This window comes from Pseudomonas sp. BF-R-30 (assembly GCF_019956175.1).
Taxonomy (GTDB): domain Bacteria; phylum Pseudomonadota; class Gammaproteobacteria; order Pseudomonadales; family Pseudomonadaceae; genus Aquipseudomonas; species Aquipseudomonas jessenii.
The window spans coordinates 104,507-127,436 of sequence record NZ_JAHBDE010000075.1 but is presented as its reverse complement, the minus strand read 5'-3'; the positions used below and the strand labels follow the sequence as shown (position 1 = coordinate 127,436).

Genomic DNA, 22,930 nt, shown 5'->3' with positions numbered 1-22,930 from the left:
CCACTTCAAGCGAGAGGCCCCTGAATGAGCCGCGACAGTCGACAACTGGAATCAGTCCTCCATCACGACATTCCCCTCACCCGGGACATGGGCCTCAAGGTGCTCGACTGGCATGACCAGCAACTGCGCCTGCACTTGCCGCTGGAAGCCAACGTCAACCACAAGAGCACCATGTTCGGCGGCAGCCTGTATTGCGGCGCGGTCCTGGCCGGTTGGGGCTGGCTGCATTTGCGCCTTAAAGAAGAAGGCATTACCGACGGGCACATCGTGATTCAGGAAGGGCAGATCAGCTATCCGCTGCCGGTGACGGGGGATGCCAACGCCATTTGCCAGGCGCCGGACCCGGTGATCTGGAAGAAATTCCTGACCACCTTCCAGCGATACAGCCGAGCTCGGTTGACGCTGCATACACGGGTCGTCAACGAAGGCCGTGATGAGGATGCGGTGAGGTTTGTCGGGCAGTATGTATTGCACCGCTGATGCAGGATGACAGAGGGTAATGCATAGCGCAGTTTTATACGATCCACCGAGGACTCGGACCGCGTGCAGACGTATATTATAAAGTTATGCGATTAGATCAGTTTGTTGCCGGAAGCTTGTTGTATGTAACAACCACGTCTGCAATGCCTTCGGAAGCAGGTTGATGGTTCTGCTTATTCTCACCAGGGTTGCAAGTCACCGTTTTGTACCCGACAAGGTCAATCGTTACGCTAAAACCAATAAATTCCTTATTGATCCTGCAAGTATTTTGATTACTTAGCGCCCCGACTGGTTTTGGCCAATGAGAAATCGTTTCCATACCAATTATTTTGTTTTCGGCTTCTGGCGAAATATTGATATTAATAACCTCTTGGGCTGAAGTTAATACCATATCCGGATCGCCATACTTTATTACCCCGCTAGTAGTTTTTAACGTTAATCCTGGGGGAGGGGACTTGATGGTCACAGTACCGGCCAAAGCCATCCCTGTGAAAAATGAAAGACCAAAAAACAACATCACATGCTTTATATTCATGTAGTAATCACTCTGGCTGGCTGATCGATTAAAAGCACTCTAGAAATAAATTCTGCGCGACAACACTCGAGCGGCCATTTAAACAGCGAGCCGCTTTTCACCCTTGCGCCGAATATCCAAAGTTACAAGCTGAATGTTAGCACCCGATCAGCCAATTGAAACCTGTCAAACATGACAGTGTATAAAAGCACAGCTGTCGAACCAAGTCTCAGCCTGCAATCAACGTTTCAGATTAAACTCAACGCCAGTAACTTTTCTCGCCATGACGCACCTGCTGGAAGCGCCACGAAAAAGTTATTCAGCAAAGACTCCCGCGCCGGATAGCTGAATGGCTCACCACTCAACTCCAGCACCTCACCGCCCGCACCTTCCAACACACCTTGCGCCGCCGCCGTGTCCCACTGGGAAGTCGGTGCCAGGCGCGGATAACAATCCGCCGCCCCTTCGGCCAGCAGGCAAAACTTCAACGAGCTGCCGATATTGGTCAGTTGCAGCTCGCCAAGGCTGGCGCTCAGTCCGGCCAGCAAACGCTCCTGCTCCGGGCTCGAATGACGACGGCTGGCCACCACGGTGAACGACTCGCCGGGCGCTAGCGCATCACGCACCTTGATCGCCACGGGCGTGCCACCTTTATCGCCACGCCAGGCGCCGAGTCCCGCACCACCGACGTAAAAACGCCCGTTGGTCGGCATCGACACCACACCGAACACCACCCGACCGTTTTCGATCAAGGCGATGTTGACGGTGAACTCTTCGCTGCCGCTGATGAACTCCTTGGTGCCATCCAGCGGATCGACCAGCCACCAGCGCTGCCATCCGGCCCGCACGTCTTGGGGAATGTTGGCGTCTTCCTCGGAAAGCACCGGGATGCTCGGATCAAGCGCCGTCAACCCGGCCAGAATCAAGTGGTGCGCAGCCAGGTCGGCAGCGGTCACCGGCGAGTCATCAGCCTTCGCCGTGACGGCCGTGCCTGTGCGCCAGAACGGCAGGATCGCCTCACCGGCCTGCAAGGCCAGCTCAATGACCGGCGCCATCAACGGATGCGGGAAATTCATGGCTGGAACGCTCCGCGCTGAGTCAACAGGTCTCGGGCCAGGTACAGCGCCGCCAAGGCGCGGCCTTCGGTAAATTGCGGGTTTTGCGCCAGCGCCGAGAGCTCACGCAGATTGACCCTGTCCACCCGCATCGGCTCTGGCTCGTCGCCTTCCAGATGCTCTTCGTAGAGGTCGGTAGCCAGCACTACTTGAATCTTCTGGCTCATGTAGCCGGGGGACAGCGACAACTCGGTCAGGTGCTCCAGTTGCCGCGCGCCAAAACCTGCCTCTTCCTTGAGCTCGCGCTCGGCCGCCGCCAGCACGTCTTCGCCCGGCTCGATCAAACCCTTGGGCAATGACATTTCATATTCATCCGTGCCGCCGCAATACTCCTCGACCAGCACCGCATGCTCGGCATCGAGCATCGCCACGATCATCACCGCGCCGTACCCGGCACCCTTGCCGACCAGGCGTTCATACGTGCGCTCCACGCCATTGGAAAAGCGCAGCTTCAGCTCTTCCACGCAGAACAATCGACTGGTGGCGACAATTTCGCGGGCGAGTATGGTGGGTTTCTGGCGCATGCAAAGCTCCTTGGCGTGAACGCGCTACTATAACGCGGCTTTCCCGATTGTTTACGCCAGAAATCTTTCTACTGCCCGAGACGTTGCCATGCCTTCATTACCCTGGTCCGACATTGATACCGTACTGCTGGACATGGACGGCACGCTGCTGGACCTGCATTTCGACAACCACTTCTGGATGGAGCACCTGCCCCAGCGTTACGCCGAACTGCACGGAGTCAGCCGGGCCATGGCCGAGATGGAATTGCAGCCGTTGTTCGAGCGCAATGCCGGCCAGTTGCAGTGGTACTGCCTGGACTTCTGGAGCGCCGAACTGAAACTGTCGGTGCGCGACCTGAAACTGGAAACCGCGCATCTGATAGCCCTGCGCCCGGATGCCGACACCTTTCTGTCGGCGATCAAACGGGCCGGCAAGCGCGTGGTGCTGATCACCAATGCCCATCGGGATGCGCTGTCATTGAAGCTGGAAAAAATCGAACTGGCGCCCTACTTCGAGCGTTTGATCAGCTCCCATGACTACGGCTTTCCCAAGGAAAATCCGCAGTTCTGGGATGCGCTGCAAGCCGATATCGATTTCGATCCGGCGCGCAGCCTGTTCATTGACGACACCTTGCCGATCCTGCGCAGTGCACGGGACTTTGGCGTGGCGCATTTGCTGGCAGTGCGAGAGCCGGATAGCCGCAAGGGACCGAAGGATACGGCGGAGTTCGCGGCGGTTGGGGATTATCGGGATTTGATTGCAGGGCTCTAGACCGAGTTGCCTGCTATCGCGAGCAAGCTCGCTCCCACAGGATCTGCGTCGTTCGCAACCTTCGTGATCGACTCAGATCCTGTGGGAGCGTGGCTTGCCCGCGATGGCCATCACGCGGTTTGACGACTTACTCAGGAATCCGCAATGACTGCCCCGGATAGATCTTGTCCGGGTGCGTCAGCATCGGTTTGTTGGCTTCGAAAATCTTGTTGTACTTGTTGGCGTCGCCGTACACGCGCTTGGAAATCGCGCTGAGGGTGTCGCCCTTCACCACGGTGACAAACACGGCCGCCTTCACCACCGGTCCGGTCACGGTGATCTGATCATCCACGCTGCCCACCCCGGCGATGTTGCCCACCGCCAGCAGGATCTTTTCCTTCTCTTCCTGACTCGCCACTTCACCGGTCACCGTGACCTTGTCGCCATCGACCGTCGCCTGCACATTCGGGTTGCCCAGGCCGACCTTGCTGATGTGCTCCTTCAACTGCTCACTGGCGTTGGCGTTACCTGGCGTCAGCAAATCCAGCAATTTTTCGCCTGCTTCCTTCACAAAGCTCAAAAGACTCATGGTGCACTCTCCTTGGGTTTCGGGTTCCAGACATCAGAGCCTAGACCACGGTCGTCACCTACGAATCCAACCCGACCAATGACCCCGCTTGCGATAGAATCCGCACCTTCCCAACCCCTGGAGCGCAGATGGACATCAAGCAGCTGAAATTCCTCATCGCGCTCGACGAAACCCGCCATTTCGGCCAGGCCGCCGCACGCTGCCACATCACCCAGCCGACCCTGTCCATGCGCCTGCGCAGCCTCGAAGAAGAACTCGACCTGCCACTGGTCAATCGCGGCCAGCGCTTCGAAGGCTTCACCGCACCGGGCGAACGGGTGCTGGCCTGGGCGCGCACCGTACTGGCGGCCTATGACGGCTTGTACGCCGAGGCGGCCGCCTGTCGCGGCAATCTGGTCGGCACCTTGCGCCTGGGCGTAGTGCCGTTGTCGAGCTTCGATCCGCTGCCACTGATGCAACGCTTGCACGCCGAACACCCGAACCTGCGCTTCGAACTCTCGGCCCTGAGTTCCGAACAGATCCTCGAGCAACTGGCGAACAATCGCCTGGATCTCGGCGTGTCATACCTGGAACGCCTGGATGCCGAACACTTCGACTCCCTGGCCTTCAGCGAAACCCGCATGGGTCTGCTCTACGATCAACGCTTCTTCACCTTTGGCGAAACGCCATTGAGTTGGGAATCGTTGATCGAACTGCCGCTGGGCATGCTCACCAGTGGCATGCACTTTCGCCAGTCCATCGACCATAACTTCCACAGCCGTGGCTTGACCCCGCAGCCGTTGTTGCAGACCGATGCCGTGCACCAACTGTTACAAGCCGTGCACGGCGGCTTGTGTTGCGCCGTGATGCCATTGGACGGCGGCCTCGAAGGCCTGACCGAGCATTTGCGCCTGCAGCCGATCGAGAACGCCCAGACCCTTGGTCGCCTGGGGTTGATCATGCGTCGCAGCGCACCGCGCTCGGCGCTGGCAGAAGCCTGTTTTGCCCTCTATCAGCAATCGCTGATTGGCGGTTGATCGACGGCATCTATCGGCAGATCAGTATTAGCGATTAGACGCGACAAGTTGCCGCGCCTAGTCTTAAAGCTGATCAAACCGTCGGTGATGCCATGAACACCAAGCGCCCTGCATGCGCGGCGCCTGCCCTCGAAACGCCCGCGCCCGCCGCAAGCCAGACGTACAGCTATAGCAATCTCGAATACTCCGAATCGGCCAGCACCGCGCTGGCCGAAGAAGTCGCGCTGGCGATTGCCTTCAACGGCATCAGCCAGGCGGTCATGCTGGTCACGCCCACGGACCTGGAAGATTTCATCGTCGGCTTCAGCCTGGGCAGCGGCATCATCCAGGACGCCACGGACATCTACGACCTGCAACTCAGCGGCTCGGGGTCGGCGCAATACGCGCAAGTGACCATCGCCAACCGCGCGTTCTGGAACCTCAAGCAGCAGCGCCGACAACTGGCAGGCACCAGCGGTTGCGGGTTGTGCGGCGTGGAAGCGGTCGAGCAGGCGTTGCCGGACCTTCAGGTATTGCCTGGTGCCCCGTTGCCGCCGATCGAATGGCTTGATGGCCTGCGCGAGCGCATCGGCGCCTTCCAGCCCTTGGGCCAGCATTGCGGCGCGGTGCATGCGGCAGTGTTCATGAACGACAAGGGTGAGTTGTTGCTGGGCCGCGAAGACATCGGCCGGCACAACGCCCTCGACAAACTGATCGGCGGATTGATCCGCCAGAAAATCCCCACCGCTGGCGGGCTGGCGATTGTCACCAGCCGCTGCAGCCTCGAATTGATCCAGAAAGTATTGCGTGCCGGCATCCAGACCCTGGTCAGCCTGTCGTCGCCCACAGGCCTTGCCGTGCAATGGGCCCGTCGCCACAACCTCAATCTCATCCATCTGCCACAGAAGAATGCGCCGCGGGTCTACAGCCCAACGTTGGAGAATCAAGCGTGAGTCAACACCGTCAAGCCGACCAGAAACCCGTCCCTCGCTTCAAGCCCTACAAAGGCCCGGCCGGTGGCTGGGGGGCACTGATCAGCGTGGCCCAGGCCTGGTTGACCAGTGACAACGCGCTGAAGAACCTGCGCATCATGCTCAAGACCAACCAGAACGGTGGCTTCGACTGCCCGGGTTGCGCCTGGGGCGATTCTCCGGAAAAGGGCATGGTGATGTTCTGCGAGAACGGCGCCAAGGCGGTGAACTGGGAGGCGACCAAACGCCGTGTCGATGCCAAATTCTTCGCCAAACACAGCGTCACTTCTCTGCTGGAACAAAGTGACTATTGGCTCGAATACCAGGGCCGCCTGACCGAGCCGATGAGCTACGACGCCGAGACTGATCGCTACAAGCCGATCAGTTGGGACGACGCATTCGCCCTGATCGCCAGGCATCTGAACGGCCTGTCGAGCCCCGATCAGGCCGAGTTCTACACCTCGGGCCGGGCGAGTAACGAAGCGGCGTACCTCTATCAGCTGTTCGTGCGCGCCTACGGCACCAACAACTTCCCCGACTGCTCGAACATGTGCCACGAGGCCAGCGGTGTCGCGTTGTCGCAAAGCGTCGGGGTCGGCAAAGGCACCGTGACCTTCGACGACTTCGAACACGCCGATGCAATTTTCGTCTGGGGTCAGAACCCCGGCACCAACCACCCACGGATGCTCGAACCACTGCGCGAAGCGGTGAAGCGCGGCGCTCAAGTGGTGTGCATCAACCCGCTCAAGGAGCGGGGCCTGGAGCGCTTCCAGCATCCACAGCACCCGATCGAAATGCTGATAAACGGCTCCGAGCCGACCAACACCGCGTTCTTCCGCCCGGCCCTGGGCGGCGACATGGCGATCATGCGCGGCATGGCGAAATTCCTCCTGCTGTGGGAGCGCGACGCGCAGAAAGCCGGCGACCCGGCGGTGTTCGACCACGACTTCCTCAATGAGCACAGCGCCAACGTGCTGGATTACCTGGCCGTCATCGACGAAACCCCGTGGGAGCAGATCGTCGAGCAGTCCGGCCTGAGCCTGGTAGAAATCGAGCAAGCGGCGCGCATGTACGTCAAGGGCAAGAACATCATCATGTGCTGGGCCATGGGCATCACCCAGCATCGTCATTCGGTGGCGACCATCCAGGAAATCGCCAACCTGATGCTGCTGCGCGGCAATATCGGCCGGCCGGGTGCAGGCCTGTGCCCGGTCCGTGGCCACAGCAACGTGCAGGGTGACCGGACCATGGGCATCAACGAACGCCCTCCTGTCGCGCTCCTCGATGCCCTGGAGCGTCGCTTCCAGTTCAAGGTGCCACGCGGCAACGGCCACAACGTGGTCGAAGCGATTCATGCGATGGCTGAAGGCCGGGCTAAAGTCTTCATCGGCCTGGGCGGCAACTTCGCCCAGGCCACGCCGGACAGCCCGCGCACGTTCCAGGCCCTGCAAAACTGCGACCTGACCGTACAGATCAGCACCAAGCTCAACCGCAGCCATTTGACCCACGGCAAGGACGCGCTGATCCTGCCGTGTCTGGGCCGCACCGACATCGATATCCAGACCCAAGGCCCGCAAGCGATAACCGTCGAAGACTCGTTCAGCATGGTCCACGCCTCCAATGGCCAGCTGCAGGCGCTGTCGAACCAGATGCGCTCGGAACCGGCGATCCTGGCCGGCATCGCCGCCGCAACCCTGGGCAGCCACCCGGTGGACTGGAACTGGCTGGTGGCCGACTACAGCCGCATCCGCGACCTGATCGCCGAGACCATTCCCGACTTCAAGGACTTCAACGAGAAGATCAAGAACCCTGGCGGCTTCTACCTGGGCAACAGTGCCGGCGCACGCAAGTGGAACACCGCTTCGGGCCGGGCCAATTTCCGCTCGAACGCGCTGCCCAAAGACCTGGTGCACGAACGCACCCGCGCCACCGGCGTACTGCCGGACCTGATCATGCAATCGATGCGTTCCCACGATCAGTACAACACCACTATCTATGGCCTCAACGACCGTTATCGCGGTGTGAAGGGTCAGCGGGATGTGTTGTTCGTCAACGAAGCCGACCTCATTCGCCTGGGCTTCAAGCCAGGGCAAAAGGCGGACATCGTTTCGCTCTGGGACGATGGCGTTGAACGTCGGGTAAAAGGTTTCACGCTGCTGGCGTTTGATATCCCGGCCGGGCAAGCGGCGGCCTACTATCCGGAAGTGAACCCGTTGGTGCCGCTGGAAAGCACCGGCGATGACAGCCATACGCCGACGTCGAAATTCGTGGCGATCCGGTTGGAAGCGGCGAGTGAGACCGGGTTGATCATGGCCAGGTCGGCGTAACACGTCGTTTGATCTGGCCTCTTCGCGAGCAAGCCCGCTCCCACATTGGAATGCGTTCCCATGTGGGAGCGGGCTTGCTCGCGAATACGGTAGATGAAACAACAAACATTCCAGATTCAGTACTTTCCTTTCGCCCACAAAAAAGGCCGTTCTCTGATGAAAACGGCCTTTGCGAAGTAGTAAAAGACCGGCAAAAAAACGTTAAGTTCCGTCCAAAAAACAGTAACTTGCAATATTGTATACAAGTCGTGTTATTCGTCGGATTTCGATTGTCACGCCCATTCCAGAGCCTCAGGATCGCGCCGTCATCCCCTTGAGGTTCCTCCATGAAGTTCTCCTCGATTCTCTTGTTGTCCCTTGGCCTGGTCAGCGGTATCGCATCTGCTGGCGGCACCACCGAAGCCGGTGTAGGCGGCGCATTGGGCGGGGTTCTAGGCTCGGTCGTCGGTCAGTCGTTAGGCGGCAGCACAGGTTCCACCATCGGCGCGGCCCTGGGTGGCGCGGGTGGTAGCGCCGTCGGCGCAAACAAACACAGCCGTGGCGAAGCCGCCCTTGGCGGTGCGTTGGGCGCAGCAGGCGGTAACGTGGTCGGCCGCAGCATGGGCGGCACCACCGGTAGCCTGATCGGCGCCGCAGCAGGCGGCGGTGCCGGTGGCGCGCTGGGTAACTACATGGGCAAAGAGTACGATCATGATGACGACGACGATCGTCGTTCGTATCGCGGCCATGGTGATCGTCGTTACTACCGTGACGGCCATCCGGGCCGTGGTCATGCCTATGGCCATCGCAAGAAGCACCACAAGTACTACCGCGACTAAGGCCTCGAGCGCCTCGCTGGTAAGTACAACAAAAATCGCAGCCCAAGGGCTGCGATTTTTTTTGCCTTACTGAACCACCAGACGCTCCAGCGCCCCGCGCAACCCTGCAGGAATCGCCACAGGTTGATTCGACGCACGATCGACAAACACATGCACGAAGCGCCCCGCCGCGCAGGCCTCGTCTTCCCCTTGCTTGAACACGGCCAGTTCGTATTGCACCGAGCTGTTGCCCAACTTGCCCACCCGCAGACCGATCTCGATGCGGTCCGGGAAAGCAATGGAAGCAAAGTAATCACAGGAGGAGCTCACCACGAACCCCACCACCTCACCGTCATGGATATCCAGGCCGCCGACTTCGATCAGGTAAGTGTTCACCGCCGTATCGAAGAAGCTGTAGTAGGTGACGTTGTTGACGTGACCGTAAGCATCGTTGTCGTGCCAGCGGGTGGTGATGGGCTGGAAGTGGGGGTAGTCGGTGCGTTGGGGCATCAGCGTTGATTCCTGGAGTGGGTTCGCCAGTCTAAGGCGAAAACCGCGTTATCGTTCTTCGCGAGCAAGCCCGCTCCCACATTTGATCTTCGGTGAACACAGATTTTGCGTACGACCGATATCCAATGTGGGAGCGGGCTTGCTCGTGAAGGCGCCCTTGCAGGCGCCGCATCAATCACTTGTCAGCGAAGCCCTTGCCAGCCGCCGCCAGCTCCCCAATCACCCGCGCCGGATTCCAGTGATCACCCTGACGCGTCTCAAGGTCGATCAAGCGCCGGTGAATGTCCGCCAACCCTTGCTGATCCGCCCAGGCCATCGGCCCGCCCTTGTCCGCCGGGAAACCGTATCCGTTGAGGTAGACCAGATCGATATCGTGAGCCGACCCGGCGATGCCTTCCTGAAGGATCTTCGCGCCTTCGTTGACCAGTGCCAGCAAGCAGCGCTCGAGAATCTCCTCCGGGCCGATCTCGCGGCGCTGGAACCCCAGCTCCTCACTGACTTGAAGCACCAGTGCGTCGACCTGCGGATCGTGTTCGGCCTGACGACTGCCCGGTTCATAGTGGTAAAAGCCGTTGCCACTCTTCTGGCCGAAACGTCCCTGCTCACACAAACGGTTATCCACCTGGACCTCCGGAGCATCCTGCCCAATCCCGGATAACTGGCGCGAGCGCCATTGCAGGTCGACGCCCACCACGTCGAACATGCGGAACGGCCCCATGGCAAAACCGAAGGCTTGCAGCGCTGCGTCCACCTGGTAGGGATAAGCGCCTTCGAGCAGCATTTTTCGCGCTTCGAGCACATAGGTATTGAGCATGCGGTTGCCGATGAAACCATCGCAATTGCCCGACACCACACTGACCTTGCCCATGCGTTGGCCGAGCGCCAGTGCCGCGTCGAGCACCGCCGGTGCAGTCTGCGCGCCACGGACGATTTCCAGCAGTTTCATGATATGCGCCGGGCTGAAGAAGTGCAGGCCCAGCACTTGCTGCGGCCGACGTGTGACCGCGGCGATGGCATCGATGTCCAGTGCCGAAGTATTGCTGGCCAGAATCGCCTCAGGTTTGAGCAGGCCATCGAGCTCGCGGAAAATTTTCTGCTTGAGCTCAAGGTTTTCGTACACCGCTTCGATGACCAGGTCGACATCGCGGATGGCCACATAACCATCCGCCGCCGTAACGCGCGCGACACGGGCATCGGCTTCGCCCTGATCAATGCGGCCCTGACGCACGTTGTGGGCATAGGTGTCCGCCACGGTGGCCAGCGCTTGCTCCAGCATTTGCGGATTGTTGTCGACCCACTGCACGGCCACTCCGGCGTTGGCCAGGCACATGACAATGCCACGGCCCATGGTGCCCGCGCCGATGACGGCGGCGCGCTGAATATTCGACGGTGTCTGGCTCATGTTTTGTTCTCTTGTTGGCGATCCGAAGACAGCCACCACCATAGTCAGCCACCGGCTTTTTTTGAAATTTATTCCTGTGATGAGCAACATTCAGCGGATGGATGTAGCCCTTTGAGTACACCGCAAATCCCTGTGGGAGCGGGCTTGCTCGCGAAGGCGATCCATCTGTTGGCAGTGATGGTGACTGACCCACCGCTTTCGCGAGCAAGCCCGCTCCCACACTGACCGTGTTTCAACCGAGTAGATGCCGCTCGGCCCACTCCCGCACCCCGGCATACGGATAATCTTCCAGCGCCGCAAACCCGGGAATCGACCGCGCCTTGAGCTTGGTGAACAACGGCACGCTGATCCCGCACAGAAACCGTGTTACGCGTTCAGCCGAGGGCACGTTGCCCGTGTGCTGCTCGTGCCTGTGGATAAAACCGCCACACAGCGCCTCGAAATTCTTATCCACAAGCGCCGGCAACTCCGGTGGTGCCGGTAGCCGCGCCACTTGCCCATGACACACCGAACAATGTCCACATTGCTGCGGGGCATTGTGGTCGCCGAAATACTCGGCCAGGCGATAACCCAGGCAACGGTCGGTGGCGAACAGATCCAGCATCGCGTGAATCCGCGCGATCTCGGTGCGCTCATGCCGAGTGAAATAGCCGTGCAGTTCCTCGCTCAACGCGACGTTGTCGAACCCGCTTTGCAGCACGCTGTAGACCTCGGTCATCTGCTTGCTTTCGAGCTCCACCCAGCCTTTTTCCTGGAAGTAATCCAGCGCCTTGACTACCCGACTGCGCTCGGCCTGATGCTGCTCGTACAGCGCCTCGAAATTCACCGTGGCCCAGGTCCGGGCGCGGCTGGAGGTCTGGATGATCGCAGCGACAAAATCCCTGCGCTCGCCTTCGAAACGCGCCAATAGCACCTCGGGCTCCTGCACATACTTGAAACGGTACTCGGCGTAGTACGCGTAGCGCGGGGCGATCAACCCGCGCAATTCGAGTTGCACCAGCAAGGTCTTGAGCGGCAACTGGCGAATATTGCTCTGGTCTGCCAACGGCCCCAGCAGAAACTCCCACTGCCCTTCGGTTGCAGCGGCATGCATCTCTTCAAGCACGCAACGGATGCCATCCAGTTCGGGTGTGTCGCCGTAGACGAAATTCTCCAGCACGTTGAGGCTGTCGCGGTTGGCCAATACCAGGCAGTCCGACGGCTGCCCGTCACGCCCGGCGCGGCCGATTTCCTGGCTGTAGTTTTCGATGGATTTGGGCAGGTCGAAATGCACCACGTTGCGGATGTCACTTTTGTCGATGCCCATGCCGAAAGCGATGGTGGCGACGATGCAATTGGACTGCCCGCCCATGAAGCGACGCTGGATCGCTTCCCGTTGCTCATGGGGCAACCCGGCGTGATAAGCCTCGGCCTGAATGCCGTTGCGGTTCAGGTGTTCGGCGATGTGCTCGGCTGTTTTCTGCAAAGTGACATAGACGATGCTCGGCTGGTCCGGACGCTGGCTCATCCATTCGACCAGGCGTCGGCGCTTGTCCGCTCCGCGAACCGGCTCCACCAGCAAATTGAGGTTCGGGCGATAGAAACCGGTGGTCACCACATCGTCGGCGGCGATGGCGAATTTCGCCTGCATGTCGGCGATGACCTTGGGCGTCGCCGTTGCGGTCAACAGCAACACCTGCGGGATGTTGAACTGGCGTTGATAGTCGGGAAGCTTGAGGTAGTCCGGGCGAAAGTTATGCCCCCATTCGGAAATGCAGTGCGCCTCGTCCACCACCAGTAGCGAGATCGGTACTTGCTGTAAAAAATGTCGGAAGCGCTCGTTCTTCAGGCGCTCCACGGAGATCATCAAAATCTTCAGTTCGCCGGATTTTGCCCGGGCCATGACGTCGCTGGCGTCATCGCGGCTCTGGGCCGAATCGATACTGCCCGCCGAGATGCCGTGGCGTTGCAGGAACGCCAGTTGATCCTGCATCAACGCCAGCAAGGGTGAGACCACCAGCGTCAGGTGCGGCAGCAACAACGCCGGTAATTGGTAGCAAAGGGATTTACCGGAACCGGTGGGGAAAATCGCTGCCGCCGAGCGCCCGGCCAGCACGGCACTGACGGCCGCCTCCTGACCGGGTCGAAATTGTGGATAACCGAAAACCTGTTCCAGGGTGTTGTGCATAAGCTGTCACTCCGTTGACTGCTGCGGAGTCAAAAGCCTGGCCGGCGATCGCAGCGAGTCGAGAAAAGGTCGGGGGCAAAAACGATACCGGATGATACAGCGGATGGCTGGAAGGGCTTGAGATCGCTTTCGCGAGCAGGCTCGCGAAGAGGCCAGCACACCCACCGCAAAACTCGAAATACCCGACAGCTTCCAAAGCCCTCTCTGCCGATACTTGCTAAACAGCGACCAATAACCCCGTAGGCATTTTTACCGGCAGCGGCTACGGCGCACAAACCTCCGAAAATGTGTAAGCCTTTTCCTCGGAACACGATAAATACCCTACAACGCCTGTCCATTTCAGCCATCTTGTCCTGCAACGCCAGGTCCTCCTATAGTTTCCGGCGCGGCTGAAAACAGTGTCTCGGCCTGCCGGGAACACTTGCCGATTTCGCACAGGACCCACTCGATGAAGAAAGCCGACACGCCGACAGCCCGCTATCACCCGCTCAAGAGCCGCTACAGCGAAACCCCAGTGCTGGTCATCGATACCGAGGCCGACCCCTACGAGATCCTCGACGCCGCCCGACAACGCATACGCGCCGCCAGCGACCTGCTCGAAACCCTTTATTGCACGTGTTTCAAACAGGCCGAAGCGAGCGACATCCCCAAGATCGTCGGCGCCCTGTACCTGCTGACCCAGGACGGCAACGACCTGCTCGACATCGCCCGGCAGCGCCTGCCGAAACTCACCGACTGAAGCCCCACCACAATCTCCTGTGGGAGCGAGCTTGCTCGTGATGAACGATAACGCGGTCCTTCTGAGGACAAGCACATTCTGGAAATCTCGCTGTGGATAACTCCGTCAGCAACGACCTATGAAAGCTTCGGCAAGGTCCTACAAAACAAGACAACTTGTCGGCTATCGATGAACAGTGACCCACTCCTATAGTCCGGAGTGTCGCTGCCAAATCAGCGACTCGGGCTTGGTCACCCGATGGAACACATAAACGCGTCCGTTGTATGCTGCCGGCACTCAAGTGTCTGCACGTTTTATGGTGGCTGTGTTTGGGACGCCTTCGAGCGTGCCGGTTTTGTGTGTTCTCCCGGTTGACCAACCCGAACACAGTCCGCCTCCCATCGCTTGGTCACGATGGCGGTGGTTTCATCTAAAACATTTGAGAATACATAAAATGAACAAATGGAACCCGTTCACCAACGAACGCTACCGTCCACTCCAATCCAACCTCACCGACACCCGGCCCCTGATCATCGACACAGAGGCCAACCCTCAAGACATCCTCGAAGCCGCCCTCCAGCGCATCCGGGCCTCCAGCGAATTGCTGCAAACCCTGCACTGCCAATGCTTCAAACACGGCGACCTCAAAGACATCCCGCACATCACCCACGCGCTCTACCTGCTGACCCAGGACGGCTGCGACCTGCTCAAAGTCGCCCAACAACGCATGCTCAACTGGAAAGCTCCGGTCTGATCTTTAATGGAGATCGCTCCCACGCACTGCGCAGGAGCGATCAAGAAACAAGATTTGCTCCGTTGGAAACAAACCACTCAATGCCCTCATCGGATACAGAAGGAAACCATGAGCAGTTTTTTTGATGAGCTAATGGAAAGCGTGCAACAAATGAACGAGATCCTACGGGGTGAACGTCGGTCCTCCTTGCAAACTGAAAATGCTGAGCCGAGAGCAATCAACTCAGCCGGCCCTTCCTCTCAAGTCCGACGACCAATAAGATCCGTTAAGGACCAAACGGATCTCCCCCAATGAACCTCGCCTCCAACCTCCCCGACGACCACTTGATGCAGCAACTCATGCAACTGCTGCATGAGGAGCTTGGCTTCCCCGAACGCAAAACCATCAGCCTCGGCACCTCGATCAATTTCGACCTGGGCTGCAACGGTGCAGACGCCCGGCATTTGATCGAAACTCTGGAAGACTACTTCGTCATCGACTTCGTGGATTTCGACAGTTATCGCTATTTCCAGCCCGACGGCTTTGACGTGAATCTCAAGCGAAAAGCCAAGGGTCGCGGCGAGAAGGTGCCATTGACCATCGGCATGCTCTACCGGGCCATCAAGGCCCAACGCTGGGACACGGATGAGCTCGAAGGCCTGTAACGGCCCGACGCATTCTGACTTGCCCGCGAAAAACTGAATTTTGCGCACAAAAAAGCCGCCCCGAGGGGCGGCTTTTTCGTTAGCTCAATCCAACGCTTAGAGCTTTGGACCAGCAGCCTTGATCGCGTCGCTCACTTCGAACTTCTTGAAGTTCTCGATGAACAGGCCGGCCAGTGCTTTGGCGGCTTCGTCGTAGGCGGCTACGTCGGCCCAGGTGTTGCGTGGGTTCAGCAGGCCAGTCTCAACGCCCGGTACGGCCACTGGCACGTCGAGGTTGATGGTGTCCAGGTGCTCGGTCTCGGTACCGATCAGCGCGCCGCTCTGGATCGCTGCGATCACGGCACGAGTGGTCGGGATGTTGAAGCGTTTGCCGACGCCGTAGCCACCGCCGGTCCAGCCGGTGTTGACCAGGTAGACCTTGGAGCCGAAGCCGCGGATGCGCTTGATCAGCAGCTCAGCGTATTCGCCGGCTGGACGCGGGAAGAACGGCGCGCCGAAGCAGGTGGAGAAGGTCGACTTGATGCCGCTGCCCGAACCCATTTCGGTCGAACCGACCAGGGCGGTGTAACCGGACAGGAAGTGGTAAGCCGCTTGTTCTTCGTTGAGGATCGACACTGGCGGCAGTACGCCGGTCAGGTCGCAGGTCAGGAAGATCACAGCGTTCGGCTCGCCACCGAGGTTCTTCTCGGAGCGCTTGGCAACGTGCTCCAGCGGGTAGGCGGCACGGCTGTTCTGGGTCAGGCTGACATCGGCGTAGTCGGCGTGCTTGGCGTCGTCGATAACGACGTTTTCCAGTACCGCGCCGTGCTTGATGGCTTTCCAGATAACCGGCTCGTTCTTCTCGGACAGGTCGATGCACTTGGCATAGCAACCGCCTTCGATGTTGAACACAACGCCTTCGCCCCAGCCGTGCTCGTCGTCACCGATCAGGTAACGGCTTTCGTCGGCCGACAGGGTGGTTTTACCAGTGCCGGACAGACCGAAGAACAGGGTCACGTCGCCTTCTTCGCCGATGTTGGCGGCGCAGTGCATTGGCAGTACGTCGGCAGCCGGCAGCAGGAAGTTCTGCACCGAGAACATGGCTTTCTTCATTTCACCGGCGTAACGCATGCCGGCGATCAGCACTTTCTTCTGTGCGAAGTTGATGATCACGCAGCCGTCGGAGTTGGTGCCGTCACGCTCTGGCACGCACTCGAAGTTGGCAACGTTGAGGACCTGCCACTCGTCACGACCCGCCGGGTTGTACTGAGCCGGGTTGATGAACAGGCAACGGCCGAACAGGTTCTGCCAGGCAGTCTGGGTGGTCATCTTCACGGCCAGGTAGTGCTCGGAAGCCGCACCTACATGCACGTGGGAAACGAAATGCTCTTGCGCGTTGTTGAATGCCTCAACGCGAGCCCACAGGGCGTCGAACTTGTCGGCCGGGAACTTGCGGTTGATCGGGCCCCAGGCGATGGCAGCCTGGGTGCTTGGCTCTTCAACGATGAAACGGTCGACTGGCGAACGGCCGGTACGGTGACCGGTACGAACAACCAGCGCGCCGGTATCGGCAAGCTCGCCTTCACCGCGATTGAGGGCTTCTTTAACCAGATCATCAACACTCAGATCGGTGTACACGGCATTGTTGGCTTGCGTCATGAGGTTCCCCGTCGGCCAGTGGCCGAGTGCTCCAAACGTTTTTGTAGTAGAAAGTCGTGCACTACTACCGCGAAAAAAGTGGGCCGGATTATGCCAGAAAAGCCCAAAAAGAGTAGGCCCCTCCTGTCGTAACGGCGTTAATCCGGCGCAAGGCAGTGAATTTACCTGCGCTGAACCGTTTTAGTGACGGGTATCTGACGGCATCTCGATACCCGCCCCGGCGAACAATTGAGTGACATCGGCCGCGTCAAACAGGTAGCGCTGGTTGCAGAACTGGCAATCGATTTCGATGTTGCCACCGTGTTCGTCCACCAATTGCTGCGCGTCTTCCATACCCAGACTGACCAGCGCATTGGCCGAACGTTCGCGCGAGCAACTGCAACGGAAGCGCAGCTTCTGCACATCGAACAGACGCACCTGCTCGTCGTGGTACAGGCGATGCAGCACGGTTTCGTTGTCCAGGCTCAACAGCTCATCGGCGGTCAGCGTACCGCCCAGAGTGGTGATGTGCTGCCAGCTGGCGGCGCGTTCGTCTTCGTCTTTCAAACGATCGGCCGGCAGTTGTTGCAGCAACAGACCACGGGCACGACGACCATCGGCGTACAGCCAGAAACGCGTGCCGACTTGCTGGGACATGACGAAATAGTTGGTGAAGCATTCGGACAGGGTGGCGCCGTCGAGGTCGACGATGCCCTGGTATCGCTGGCCCTGTTTCGGGTCGATGGTCAATGCCAGGACGCCTTCAGGCATCAGGTCGGCCAGGGTGGCATCGGGAGCGATGCGATCCGCGTCGTAACGGGCCAGGCCACGGATGTCGCGCTCGCTGGAGCACTCGATCATCAGCAGCGGGATCGGGCCTTCGGAGCGGGCTTGCAGAATCAGCAAGCCATCGAACTTCATCGTGCCGACCAGCAACGATGCGGCCGCCATCAGCTCGCCGAGCAGTTGCGCGACCGGCTGCGGGTAGGCGTGTTTGGCCAGGACTTCGGCGTAGCTGAGCTCCAACGAAACCAGCTCGCCACGGGTGTCGCTGTCATCGAAGATGAAGCGTTGTGTGAAGTCGTTATCCGCGTGATCGGTCATAGGTCTGGGTATCTGAAGTAGTGAAAATGGTTACAGGAAACAAGAAATTTACCTTGCGCGACCACTCGGGTGCGCAATGTTCAGCCATGAAAGGCATTTTATGAACAATCCGGGCCTGATCCAAGCAGGTGGAACAAGCGCTGATGGGTTCCGGGTCGTTTCCCGCTCTGCACTGCTGGCAATGTGGTTATGGCCTACAGATCAGAGACTGTGTGTGATTTTCGACGAGCGGCGATATCGTCCATGCGATGCACTGCTGGCCAGGCACAGATATGGATGCGCACCGGGTCAATTGCAAGTCTGAGCCTGAAGGCGCGGTGAAACCTGGCGAGTGCGCGGCACTCGCCCGAGCAATATCTGTATTAGTCGTCGTTACTGCTGCCACGAAACTTGAACAAATCCCGCCGCTGTTTCTTGCTTGGCTTACCGTCGGTGCTCACGCCCAGGGCTCCGGCCTTTCTTTGCGCTGCGGCCTCTTCGCGCTTGGCGATGCTGGCCAGGGTTTCGGCATACAAGGTTTGCGCCTCCGGTGCGCCGCGACGAACGATCGACAGTGCCAGGACTACCACCGTGCGCTCCTCGAAACCGGTGCGAATCACGAACTCATCGCCGATTCGTGGCTCTTTACCCGGCTTGCAGCGCTCGCCCCGGCAATGCACCTTGCCGCTTTCAATCGCCGCTTTGGCCAGGGCGCGGGTTTTGTAGAATCGTGCAGCCCACAACCATTTATCGAGGCGGACTTTGTCGTCCTCTTCGTTTTTTTGTGCCATGGAATTTCCTCATTCTGAAATATTGGTGAACTGTACTACCGTTTCTGACGTACCAAGAATTTCACCGTCTCGGATTACAATGCTGACATTCCATAACCTCCTTGCGAGGCTGGAAATCCGGGCCGTAGATATCTGTCGCCTTTTAATCATTATTCTGCGTGAATACCGCGAATCCGGCCGCGTGCGGCCCGAGCGGTTTCTACCGGTTGAGCACTATTGAAGACATTTGACCATTTGACCGTTGTCGGTCTGCGCGAGTGGGTGGCGCTCCCGGATTTGGGAGTCGCCGGCCTTCGGGCAAAAATCGACACCGGTGCCAGCACCTCAAGCCTCCACGCCACCGAAATCGAGCTGTTCGAGCGCGATGGTGAGCAGTGGGTGCGTTTTACCGCCCACCTGGGTTCCGTCGTACAACTGCGCCACCGACGCTGCGAAGCACCGCTGGTGACGATGAAAACCATTAAAAGCTCAAACGGTCACGCGCAGGTGCGATACGTGATCAGCACTACCCTGGCCCTTGGTGATCGGGTCTGGCGGGTCGAGTTCACGCTCGCCTGCCGCAAGTCCATGCGTTATCGCCTGCTGCTCGGCTCCAAAGCCCTGATTCACGGCCAGTTGGTGGTCAATCCGGGCATCAAGTACGTACAAGACAAGCCGGTGTTCCCGGTATCTACCTCCTCCACAGGTGTTGCATGAAGATCGCTGTGCTGTCGCGGAATCCGCGTCTGTATTCCACCCGTCGTCTGGTCGAAGCCGGTACCGAGCGTGGCCATGAAATGGTGGTGGTCGACACTTTGCGCGCCTACATGAACATCGCCAGCCACAAGCCACAGATCCACTACCGCGGCAAACCGCTGGAGGGTTTCGATGCGGTGATTCCACGGATCGGTGCATCCGTGACCTTTTATGGCTGCGCAGTGCTGCGCCAGTTCGAAATGATGGGGGTATTTCCGCTCAACGAATCGGTGGCCATTGCCCGTTCGCGGGACAAGCTGCGTTCACTGCAATTGTTGTCCCGTCGCGGGATCGGCTTGCCGGTGACCGGGTTTGCCCACTCCCCCGATGACATTCCCGACCTGATCGAAATGGTCAACGGTGCGCCGTTGGTGATCAAGGTGCTGGAAGGCACCCAGGGCATCGGCGTGGTGCTGTGCGAAACCGCCACGGCCGCGGAATCGGTGATCGAGGCGTTCATGGGCCTCAAGCAGAACATCATGGTTCAGGAGTACATCAAGGAAGCCGGTGGTGCGGACATTCGCTGCTTCGTCGTCGGCGACAAGGTGATTGCAGCGATGAAGCGCCAGGCCAAACCCGGCGAATTTCGCTCCAACCTGCATCGCGGCGGCAGCGCGAGCCTGATCAAGATCACCCCGGAAGAGCGCATGACGGCGTTACGTGCGGCGAAGGTCATGGGGCTGGCGGTGGCAGGTGTCGACATCCTGCGCTCCAATCACGGGCCGTTGGTGATGGAAGTTAACTCGTCGCCGGGTCTGGAGGGAATTGAGACCACCACCGGGAAGAATGTGGCGGGGATCATCATTGAGCATCTGGAGAAGAATGGCGGGCCGAATATGACTCGGACCAAAGGGAAGGGTTAAACCTCAAGCCTTGTGGCGGCAGGGATGCCGCCATCGCGAGCAAGCTCGCTCCCACAGGGTTTTAGCCAAAATCACTGTGGGAGCGGGCTTGCCCGCGAAGGGGCCGTCAGCCCCACTGAAAAAATCAGGCCTTAAACGGCATCCCGCGGCAGCAGCAACCCCAACGGCAACCGCACCCGAGCTTCCAGCCCACCGCCCGAGCGGTTACGCAGCTCAACGTTGCCGCCATGCATCGAAGCAATCCGCTTCACGATCGCCAATCCCAACCCGGTGCCCTTGCCACCCCGGGCACGGTCACCGCGGGTGAACGGATTGAAAATCGCCTCCAGCTCCGAAGGATCGATTCCGGCACCACGGTCCATGACACTCAGCACTACATACGGTGCGCTGGTGTCCCCGGACACATACGCCGCCACCTCCACACCGCTGCCGGCATGATGCAGCGCGTTGCCGATCAGGTTGTTCAGCAGTCGCTTCATCGATACCCGACGCAGCGGAAACGGCTGGATAGGCTCCAGCCGGAGCCGCACTTTTTCTTCGGTCTGGTTATACGGTGCGGCAACTTCACGGACCAGGTCGCTCAGGTCGACCTCTTCCACCGACTCGTCGCGCCCGTCACGAATGAACGCCAGGAACTGATCGAGAATCGCATCCATGTCTTCGATGTCACGCACCATGTCGTCGGTCAGGTCCGTGTGATCGCCCATCAGCTCCAGGGACAGACGCAATCGCGTCAACGGCGTGCGCAAATCATGGGAAACCCCGGCCAGCATCAGTTCACGCTCGCGACCGGCCTGTTCGACGTCTTCAGCCATCTGGTTGAAGGCGCGGTACACCTCGGTCATCTCGCTCGGCGTATCGCTGATTGGCAAGCGCACACTGCGGCCCTGGCCAAGTTGCCGCGCGGCATACACCAGACGCTTCAAAGGTTGATTGAGCTGGCTGACGAAGATCCAGGCCGAAGCGGTGGACAGCAGGCCAATAGCGAGGAACCAGCCCAGCACGTTCCAGATTTTCTGGCCGCGCAACGGATGGGGATAAAGCGGTACTTTCAGCCAGCCATCACCCAGGCTTGGCGCCCGGACCCACAGCGCCGGTGGCGAATGCATGCGCAGCCGGACCTCAGTGTCGGCACCCAGCTCCGCCTGCATCTGCCGCTGGTAGATCTCGCTGTAAGGCCAGTGCTGTTCGCCTTCCGGCACGCCGGCACCCACCACCCGGATCAAGGTCGCGGCCTCGGCGATCTTGCCGCGGTTTTCTTCATCGGCAGCCCAATAGGCGCGCAGCGTCAGGGCGACACCGTGGCTGTACTGGCGGTCCACCAGCACGTCTTCGTTCATCAGCAGATAAACCAGGGTCAGCGCCTTGGAGAAGAGTACGACGATGAGCACCAGCCAAAGGGTGCGGGAGAAGAAGCTCTGGGGAAACCAAACGGGGGTTTTCATGGATAACCGTTAAACACTTGCAGGAGCGAGCGATGCTCGCATATTGCGGATCGCGAGTCTGCGGACAGGATCGATTGATCCGATGTCCGCGTGACCCGCTCCTACAAATCGCCAATCACTTGGTGGCGGTACCATCCGGTACAAACACGTAACCCACGCCCCAGACAGTCTGGATGTAACGCGGTTTGGACGGATCGGGCTCGATCATCCGGCGCAGACGGGAAATCTGCACATCGATGGAACGCTCCAGGGCATCCCACTCGCGGCCACGGGCCAGGTTCATCAATTTGTCGCGGGTCAGCGGTTGACGCGCGTTCATCACCAGGGCCTTGAGTACAGCGAACTCACCGGTGGTGAGCATGTGCACTTCTTCGCCGCGCTTGAGCTCGCGGGTAGCCAGGGACAATTCATAGTCACCGAAGGTCACGCTTTCGTCTTCGCTGCCTGGTGCGCCCGGCACTGGAGCCGACTGGCGACGCAGGACCGCTTTGACGCGAGCCATCAGCTCATCGGGGTTGAACGGCTTGGCCAGGTAATCGTCGGCACCCAGCTCCAGGCCCTTGATGCGGCTCAGCTCGTCGCCCTTGGCGGTCAGCATGATGATCGGAATCTGGTTGTTCGCGCCGCGCAGACGGCGGCAGGCGGTCAAGCCGTCTTCACCGGGCAGCATCAGGTCGAGTACGACCAGGTTGAACACTTCGCGGGCCAGCAGGCGATCCATTTGCTCAGTGTTCGGTACGGCGCGGGCGCGGTAGCCCTTGCTGACGAAAAAACGCTCCAGCAGGCTGCTGAGCCCAGGATCGTCGTCAACAATAAGAATTTTTTCGCCTTCAGCAGTTTGTGCAGTGCTGCTCATTGGATGCTCCTTTGATCTCGGCGCGCATTATGGCGTAGCTGCCGTTATACGCACCGTGTGCATTGTTAGCAGATTTTTCCTTTAGTGCCAGAAAACCGGCCATTTCACCTGCAACCCGCGATGTCCCCGAATGCCGGAACGCTGGTTATAATGCGCGGCCTTTTGTGTCAGGCAACATCAGACAGGTACTACAGACGGACACCATTTTTTTCATGGCGCCGGCAGTAATTGTTCGATTTCACGGGTCAACGGGATACCTTTTGATCCAGGTAGCGGCGCAGGCCAGGCCGCTCAACCAGACTC

Annotated in this window: 23 protein-coding genes; 11 read left to right on the top strand and 12 right to left on the bottom strand. The window is 59.4% G+C overall.

All coding sequences use genetic code 11. The annotated features are described in order from the left end of the window. The first annotated feature begins 24 nt into the window (after positions 1 to 24). The gene (locus KGB20_RS27440) at positions 25 to 480 is read left to right on the top strand and encodes a YiiD C-terminal domain-containing protein (protein WP_008003181.1); all 456 of its coding nucleotides are present in this window, start codon (positions 25 to 27) and stop codon (positions 478 to 480) included. 97 nt (positions 481 to 577) lie between these two features. Here KGB20_RS27440 and KGB20_RS27435 read toward each other — a convergent pair whose 3' ends face one another. From KGB20_RS27435 to nudE, 3 genes are all read right to left on the bottom strand, one after another. Next, the gene (locus KGB20_RS27435) at positions 578 to 1,015 is read right to left on the bottom strand and encodes a hypothetical protein (RefSeq protein WP_154861241.1); all 438 of its coding nucleotides are present in this window, start codon (positions 1,013 to 1,015) and stop codon (positions 578 to 580) included. Positions 1,016 to 1,242: 227 nt separating this feature from the next. Beyond that, a complete protein-coding gene (gene cysQ / locus KGB20_RS27430; RefSeq protein WP_154861242.1) occupies positions 1,243 to 2,070 on the bottom strand; it encodes a 3'(2'),5'-bisphosphate nucleotidase CysQ in 828 nt (275 codons plus the stop codon). Beyond that, positions 2,067 to 2,633 (bottom strand): ADP compounds hydrolase NudE, encoded by a 567-nt coding sequence (gene nudE / locus KGB20_RS27425; RefSeq protein ID WP_150812028.1) that lies wholly within the window; start codon positions 2,631 to 2,633, stop codon positions 2,067 to 2,069. Before nudE ends, cysQ begins: the two co-directional genes overlap by 4 nt. An 88-nt stretch (positions 2,634 to 2,721) precedes the next feature. On the opposite strand from nudE, the gene yrfG reads away from it, so the two are divergent. Then, entirely contained in the window at positions 2,722 to 3,384 is a 663-nt protein-coding gene (gene yrfG, locus KGB20_RS27420; RefSeq protein ID WP_057712448.1) for a GMP/IMP nucleotidase, read from the top strand. Positions 3,385 to 3,511: 127 nt separating this feature from the next. Here the strand turns inward: yrfG and lysM are convergent, their stop codons facing one another. Then, positions 3,512 to 3,952, bottom strand: a complete 441-nt coding sequence (lysM, locus tag KGB20_RS27415) for a peptidoglycan-binding protein LysM (RefSeq protein ID WP_150812029.1) — start codon at positions 3,950 to 3,952, stop codon at positions 3,512 to 3,514. A gap of 128 nt (positions 3,953 to 4,080) precedes the next feature. On the opposite strand from lysM, the gene KGB20_RS27410 reads away from it, so the two are divergent. The 4 genes from KGB20_RS27410 (at position 4,081) to KGB20_RS27395 (ending at position 9,063) form a co-directional block, all read left to right on the top strand. Continuing rightward, on the top strand, positions 4,081 to 4,968 hold the full coding sequence (locus KGB20_RS27410; protein WP_150812030.1) for a LysR family transcriptional regulator: 888 nt from the start codon (positions 4,081 to 4,083) through the stop codon (positions 4,966 to 4,968). Between the two features lie 92 nt (positions 4,969 to 5,060). Next, positions 5,061 to 5,900: a formate dehydrogenase accessory sulfurtransferase FdhD gene (gene fdhD, locus KGB20_RS27405; RefSeq protein WP_057712451.1), complete on the top strand. Its 840-nt coding sequence runs from the start codon at positions 5,061 to 5,063 to the stop codon at positions 5,898 to 5,900. Next, positions 5,897 to 8,245 carry an FdhF/YdeP family oxidoreductase gene (locus KGB20_RS27400; RefSeq protein WP_154910728.1) on the top strand — a complete coding sequence of 783 codons (2,349 nt, stop codon included), beginning with the start codon at positions 5,897 to 5,899 and terminating at the stop codon, positions 8,243 to 8,245. Before fdhD ends, KGB20_RS27400 begins: the two co-directional genes overlap by 4 nt. Positions 8,246 to 8,571: 326 nt before the next feature. Beyond that, positions 8,572 to 9,063 (top strand): glycine zipper domain-containing protein, encoded by a 492-nt coding sequence (locus tag KGB20_RS27395; protein WP_057712453.1) that lies wholly within the window; start codon positions 8,572 to 8,574, stop codon positions 9,061 to 9,063. Positions 9,064 to 9,129: 66 nt separating this feature from the next. Here the strand turns inward: KGB20_RS27395 and KGB20_RS27390 are convergent, their stop codons facing one another. The 3 genes from KGB20_RS27390 to KGB20_RS27380 all read right to left on the bottom strand — a co-directional run bounded on the left by KGB20_RS27390 (position 9,130) and on the right by KGB20_RS27380 (position 13,121). Next, a complete protein-coding gene (locus tag KGB20_RS27390; RefSeq protein WP_007972849.1) occupies positions 9,130 to 9,552 on the bottom strand; it encodes an acyl-CoA thioesterase in 423 nt (140 codons plus the stop codon). A 175-nt stretch (positions 9,553 to 9,727) separates the two neighbouring features. Continuing rightward, complete coding sequence (locus tag KGB20_RS27385; RefSeq protein ID WP_154946657.1) at positions 9,728 to 10,954, bottom strand: 3-hydroxyacyl-CoA dehydrogenase; 1,227 nt, start codon at positions 10,952 to 10,954, stop codon at positions 9,728 to 9,730. A gap of 232 nt (positions 10,955 to 11,186) precedes the next feature. After that, positions 11,187 to 13,121, bottom strand: a complete 1,935-nt coding sequence (locus KGB20_RS27380) for an ATP-dependent DNA helicase RecQ (RefSeq protein WP_154910730.1) — start codon at positions 13,119 to 13,121, stop codon at positions 11,187 to 11,189. 448 nt (positions 13,122 to 13,569) lie between these two features. On the opposite strand from KGB20_RS27380, the gene KGB20_RS27375 reads away from it, so the two are divergent. The 3 genes from KGB20_RS27375 (at position 13,570) to KGB20_RS27365 (ending at position 15,237) form a co-directional block, all read left to right on the top strand. Beyond that, on the top strand, positions 13,570 to 13,860 hold the full coding sequence (locus KGB20_RS27375; protein ID WP_150812035.1) for a hypothetical protein: 291 nt from the start codon (positions 13,570 to 13,572) through the stop codon (positions 13,858 to 13,860). 433 nt (positions 13,861 to 14,293) lie between these two features. Continuing rightward, the gene (locus KGB20_RS27370) at positions 14,294 to 14,593 is read left to right on the top strand and encodes a hypothetical protein (protein ID WP_154910731.1); all 300 of its coding nucleotides are present in this window, start codon (positions 14,294 to 14,296) and stop codon (positions 14,591 to 14,593) included. Positions 14,594 to 14,883: 290 nt separating this feature from the next. After that, positions 14,884 to 15,237, top strand: a complete 354-nt coding sequence (locus tag KGB20_RS27365; protein WP_154861249.1) for a DUF1493 family protein — start codon at positions 14,884 to 14,886, stop codon at positions 15,235 to 15,237. Between the two features lie 96 nt (positions 15,238 to 15,333). Here KGB20_RS27365 and KGB20_RS27360 read toward each other — a convergent pair whose 3' ends face one another. The 3 genes from KGB20_RS27360 to KGB20_RS27350 form a co-directional block, all read right to left on the bottom strand. After that, complete coding sequence (locus KGB20_RS27360) at positions 15,334 to 16,875, bottom strand: phosphoenolpyruvate carboxykinase (RefSeq protein WP_057712463.1); 1,542 nt, start codon at positions 16,873 to 16,875, stop codon at positions 15,334 to 15,336. A 180-nt stretch (positions 16,876 to 17,055) separates the two neighbouring features. Next, positions 17,056 to 17,958, bottom strand: a complete 903-nt coding sequence (gene hslO / locus KGB20_RS27355; protein WP_154910732.1) for an Hsp33 family molecular chaperone HslO — start codon at positions 17,956 to 17,958, stop codon at positions 17,056 to 17,058. A 362-nt stretch (positions 17,959 to 18,320) separates the two neighbouring features. Next, a complete protein-coding gene (locus KGB20_RS27350) occupies positions 18,321 to 18,728 on the bottom strand; it encodes an RNA-binding S4 domain-containing protein (protein ID WP_090452521.1) in 408 nt (135 codons plus the stop codon). A 234-nt stretch (positions 18,729 to 18,962) separates the two neighbouring features. On the opposite strand from KGB20_RS27350, the gene KGB20_RS27345 reads away from it, so the two are divergent. Both KGB20_RS27345 and rimK read left to right on the top strand, forming a co-directional pair. After that, complete coding sequence (locus KGB20_RS27345; RefSeq protein WP_174245532.1) at positions 18,963 to 19,424, top strand: ATP-dependent zinc protease; 462 nt, start codon at positions 18,963 to 18,965, stop codon at positions 19,422 to 19,424. Then, a complete protein-coding gene (gene rimK, locus KGB20_RS27340; protein ID WP_007972871.1) occupies positions 19,421 to 20,326 on the top strand; it encodes a 30S ribosomal protein S6--L-glutamate ligase in 906 nt (301 codons plus the stop codon). The genes KGB20_RS27345 and rimK overlap by 4 nt, the downstream gene beginning before the upstream one ends. Positions 20,327 to 20,457: 131 nt before the next feature. On the opposite strand, the gene KGB20_RS27335 is transcribed toward rimK, so the two are convergent. Then, positions 20,458 to 21,771, bottom strand: coding sequence for an ATP-binding protein (locus tag KGB20_RS27335; protein ID WP_090452519.1), 1,314 nt, complete (start codon positions 21,769 to 21,771; stop codon positions 20,458 to 20,460). Between the two features lie 115 nt (positions 21,772 to 21,886). Then, positions 21,887 to 22,627: a two-component system response regulator OmpR gene (gene ompR / locus KGB20_RS27330; protein WP_007983158.1), complete on the bottom strand. Its 741-nt coding sequence runs from the start codon at positions 22,625 to 22,627 to the stop codon at positions 21,887 to 21,889. Positions 22,628 to 22,930: the final 303 nt, after the last annotated feature.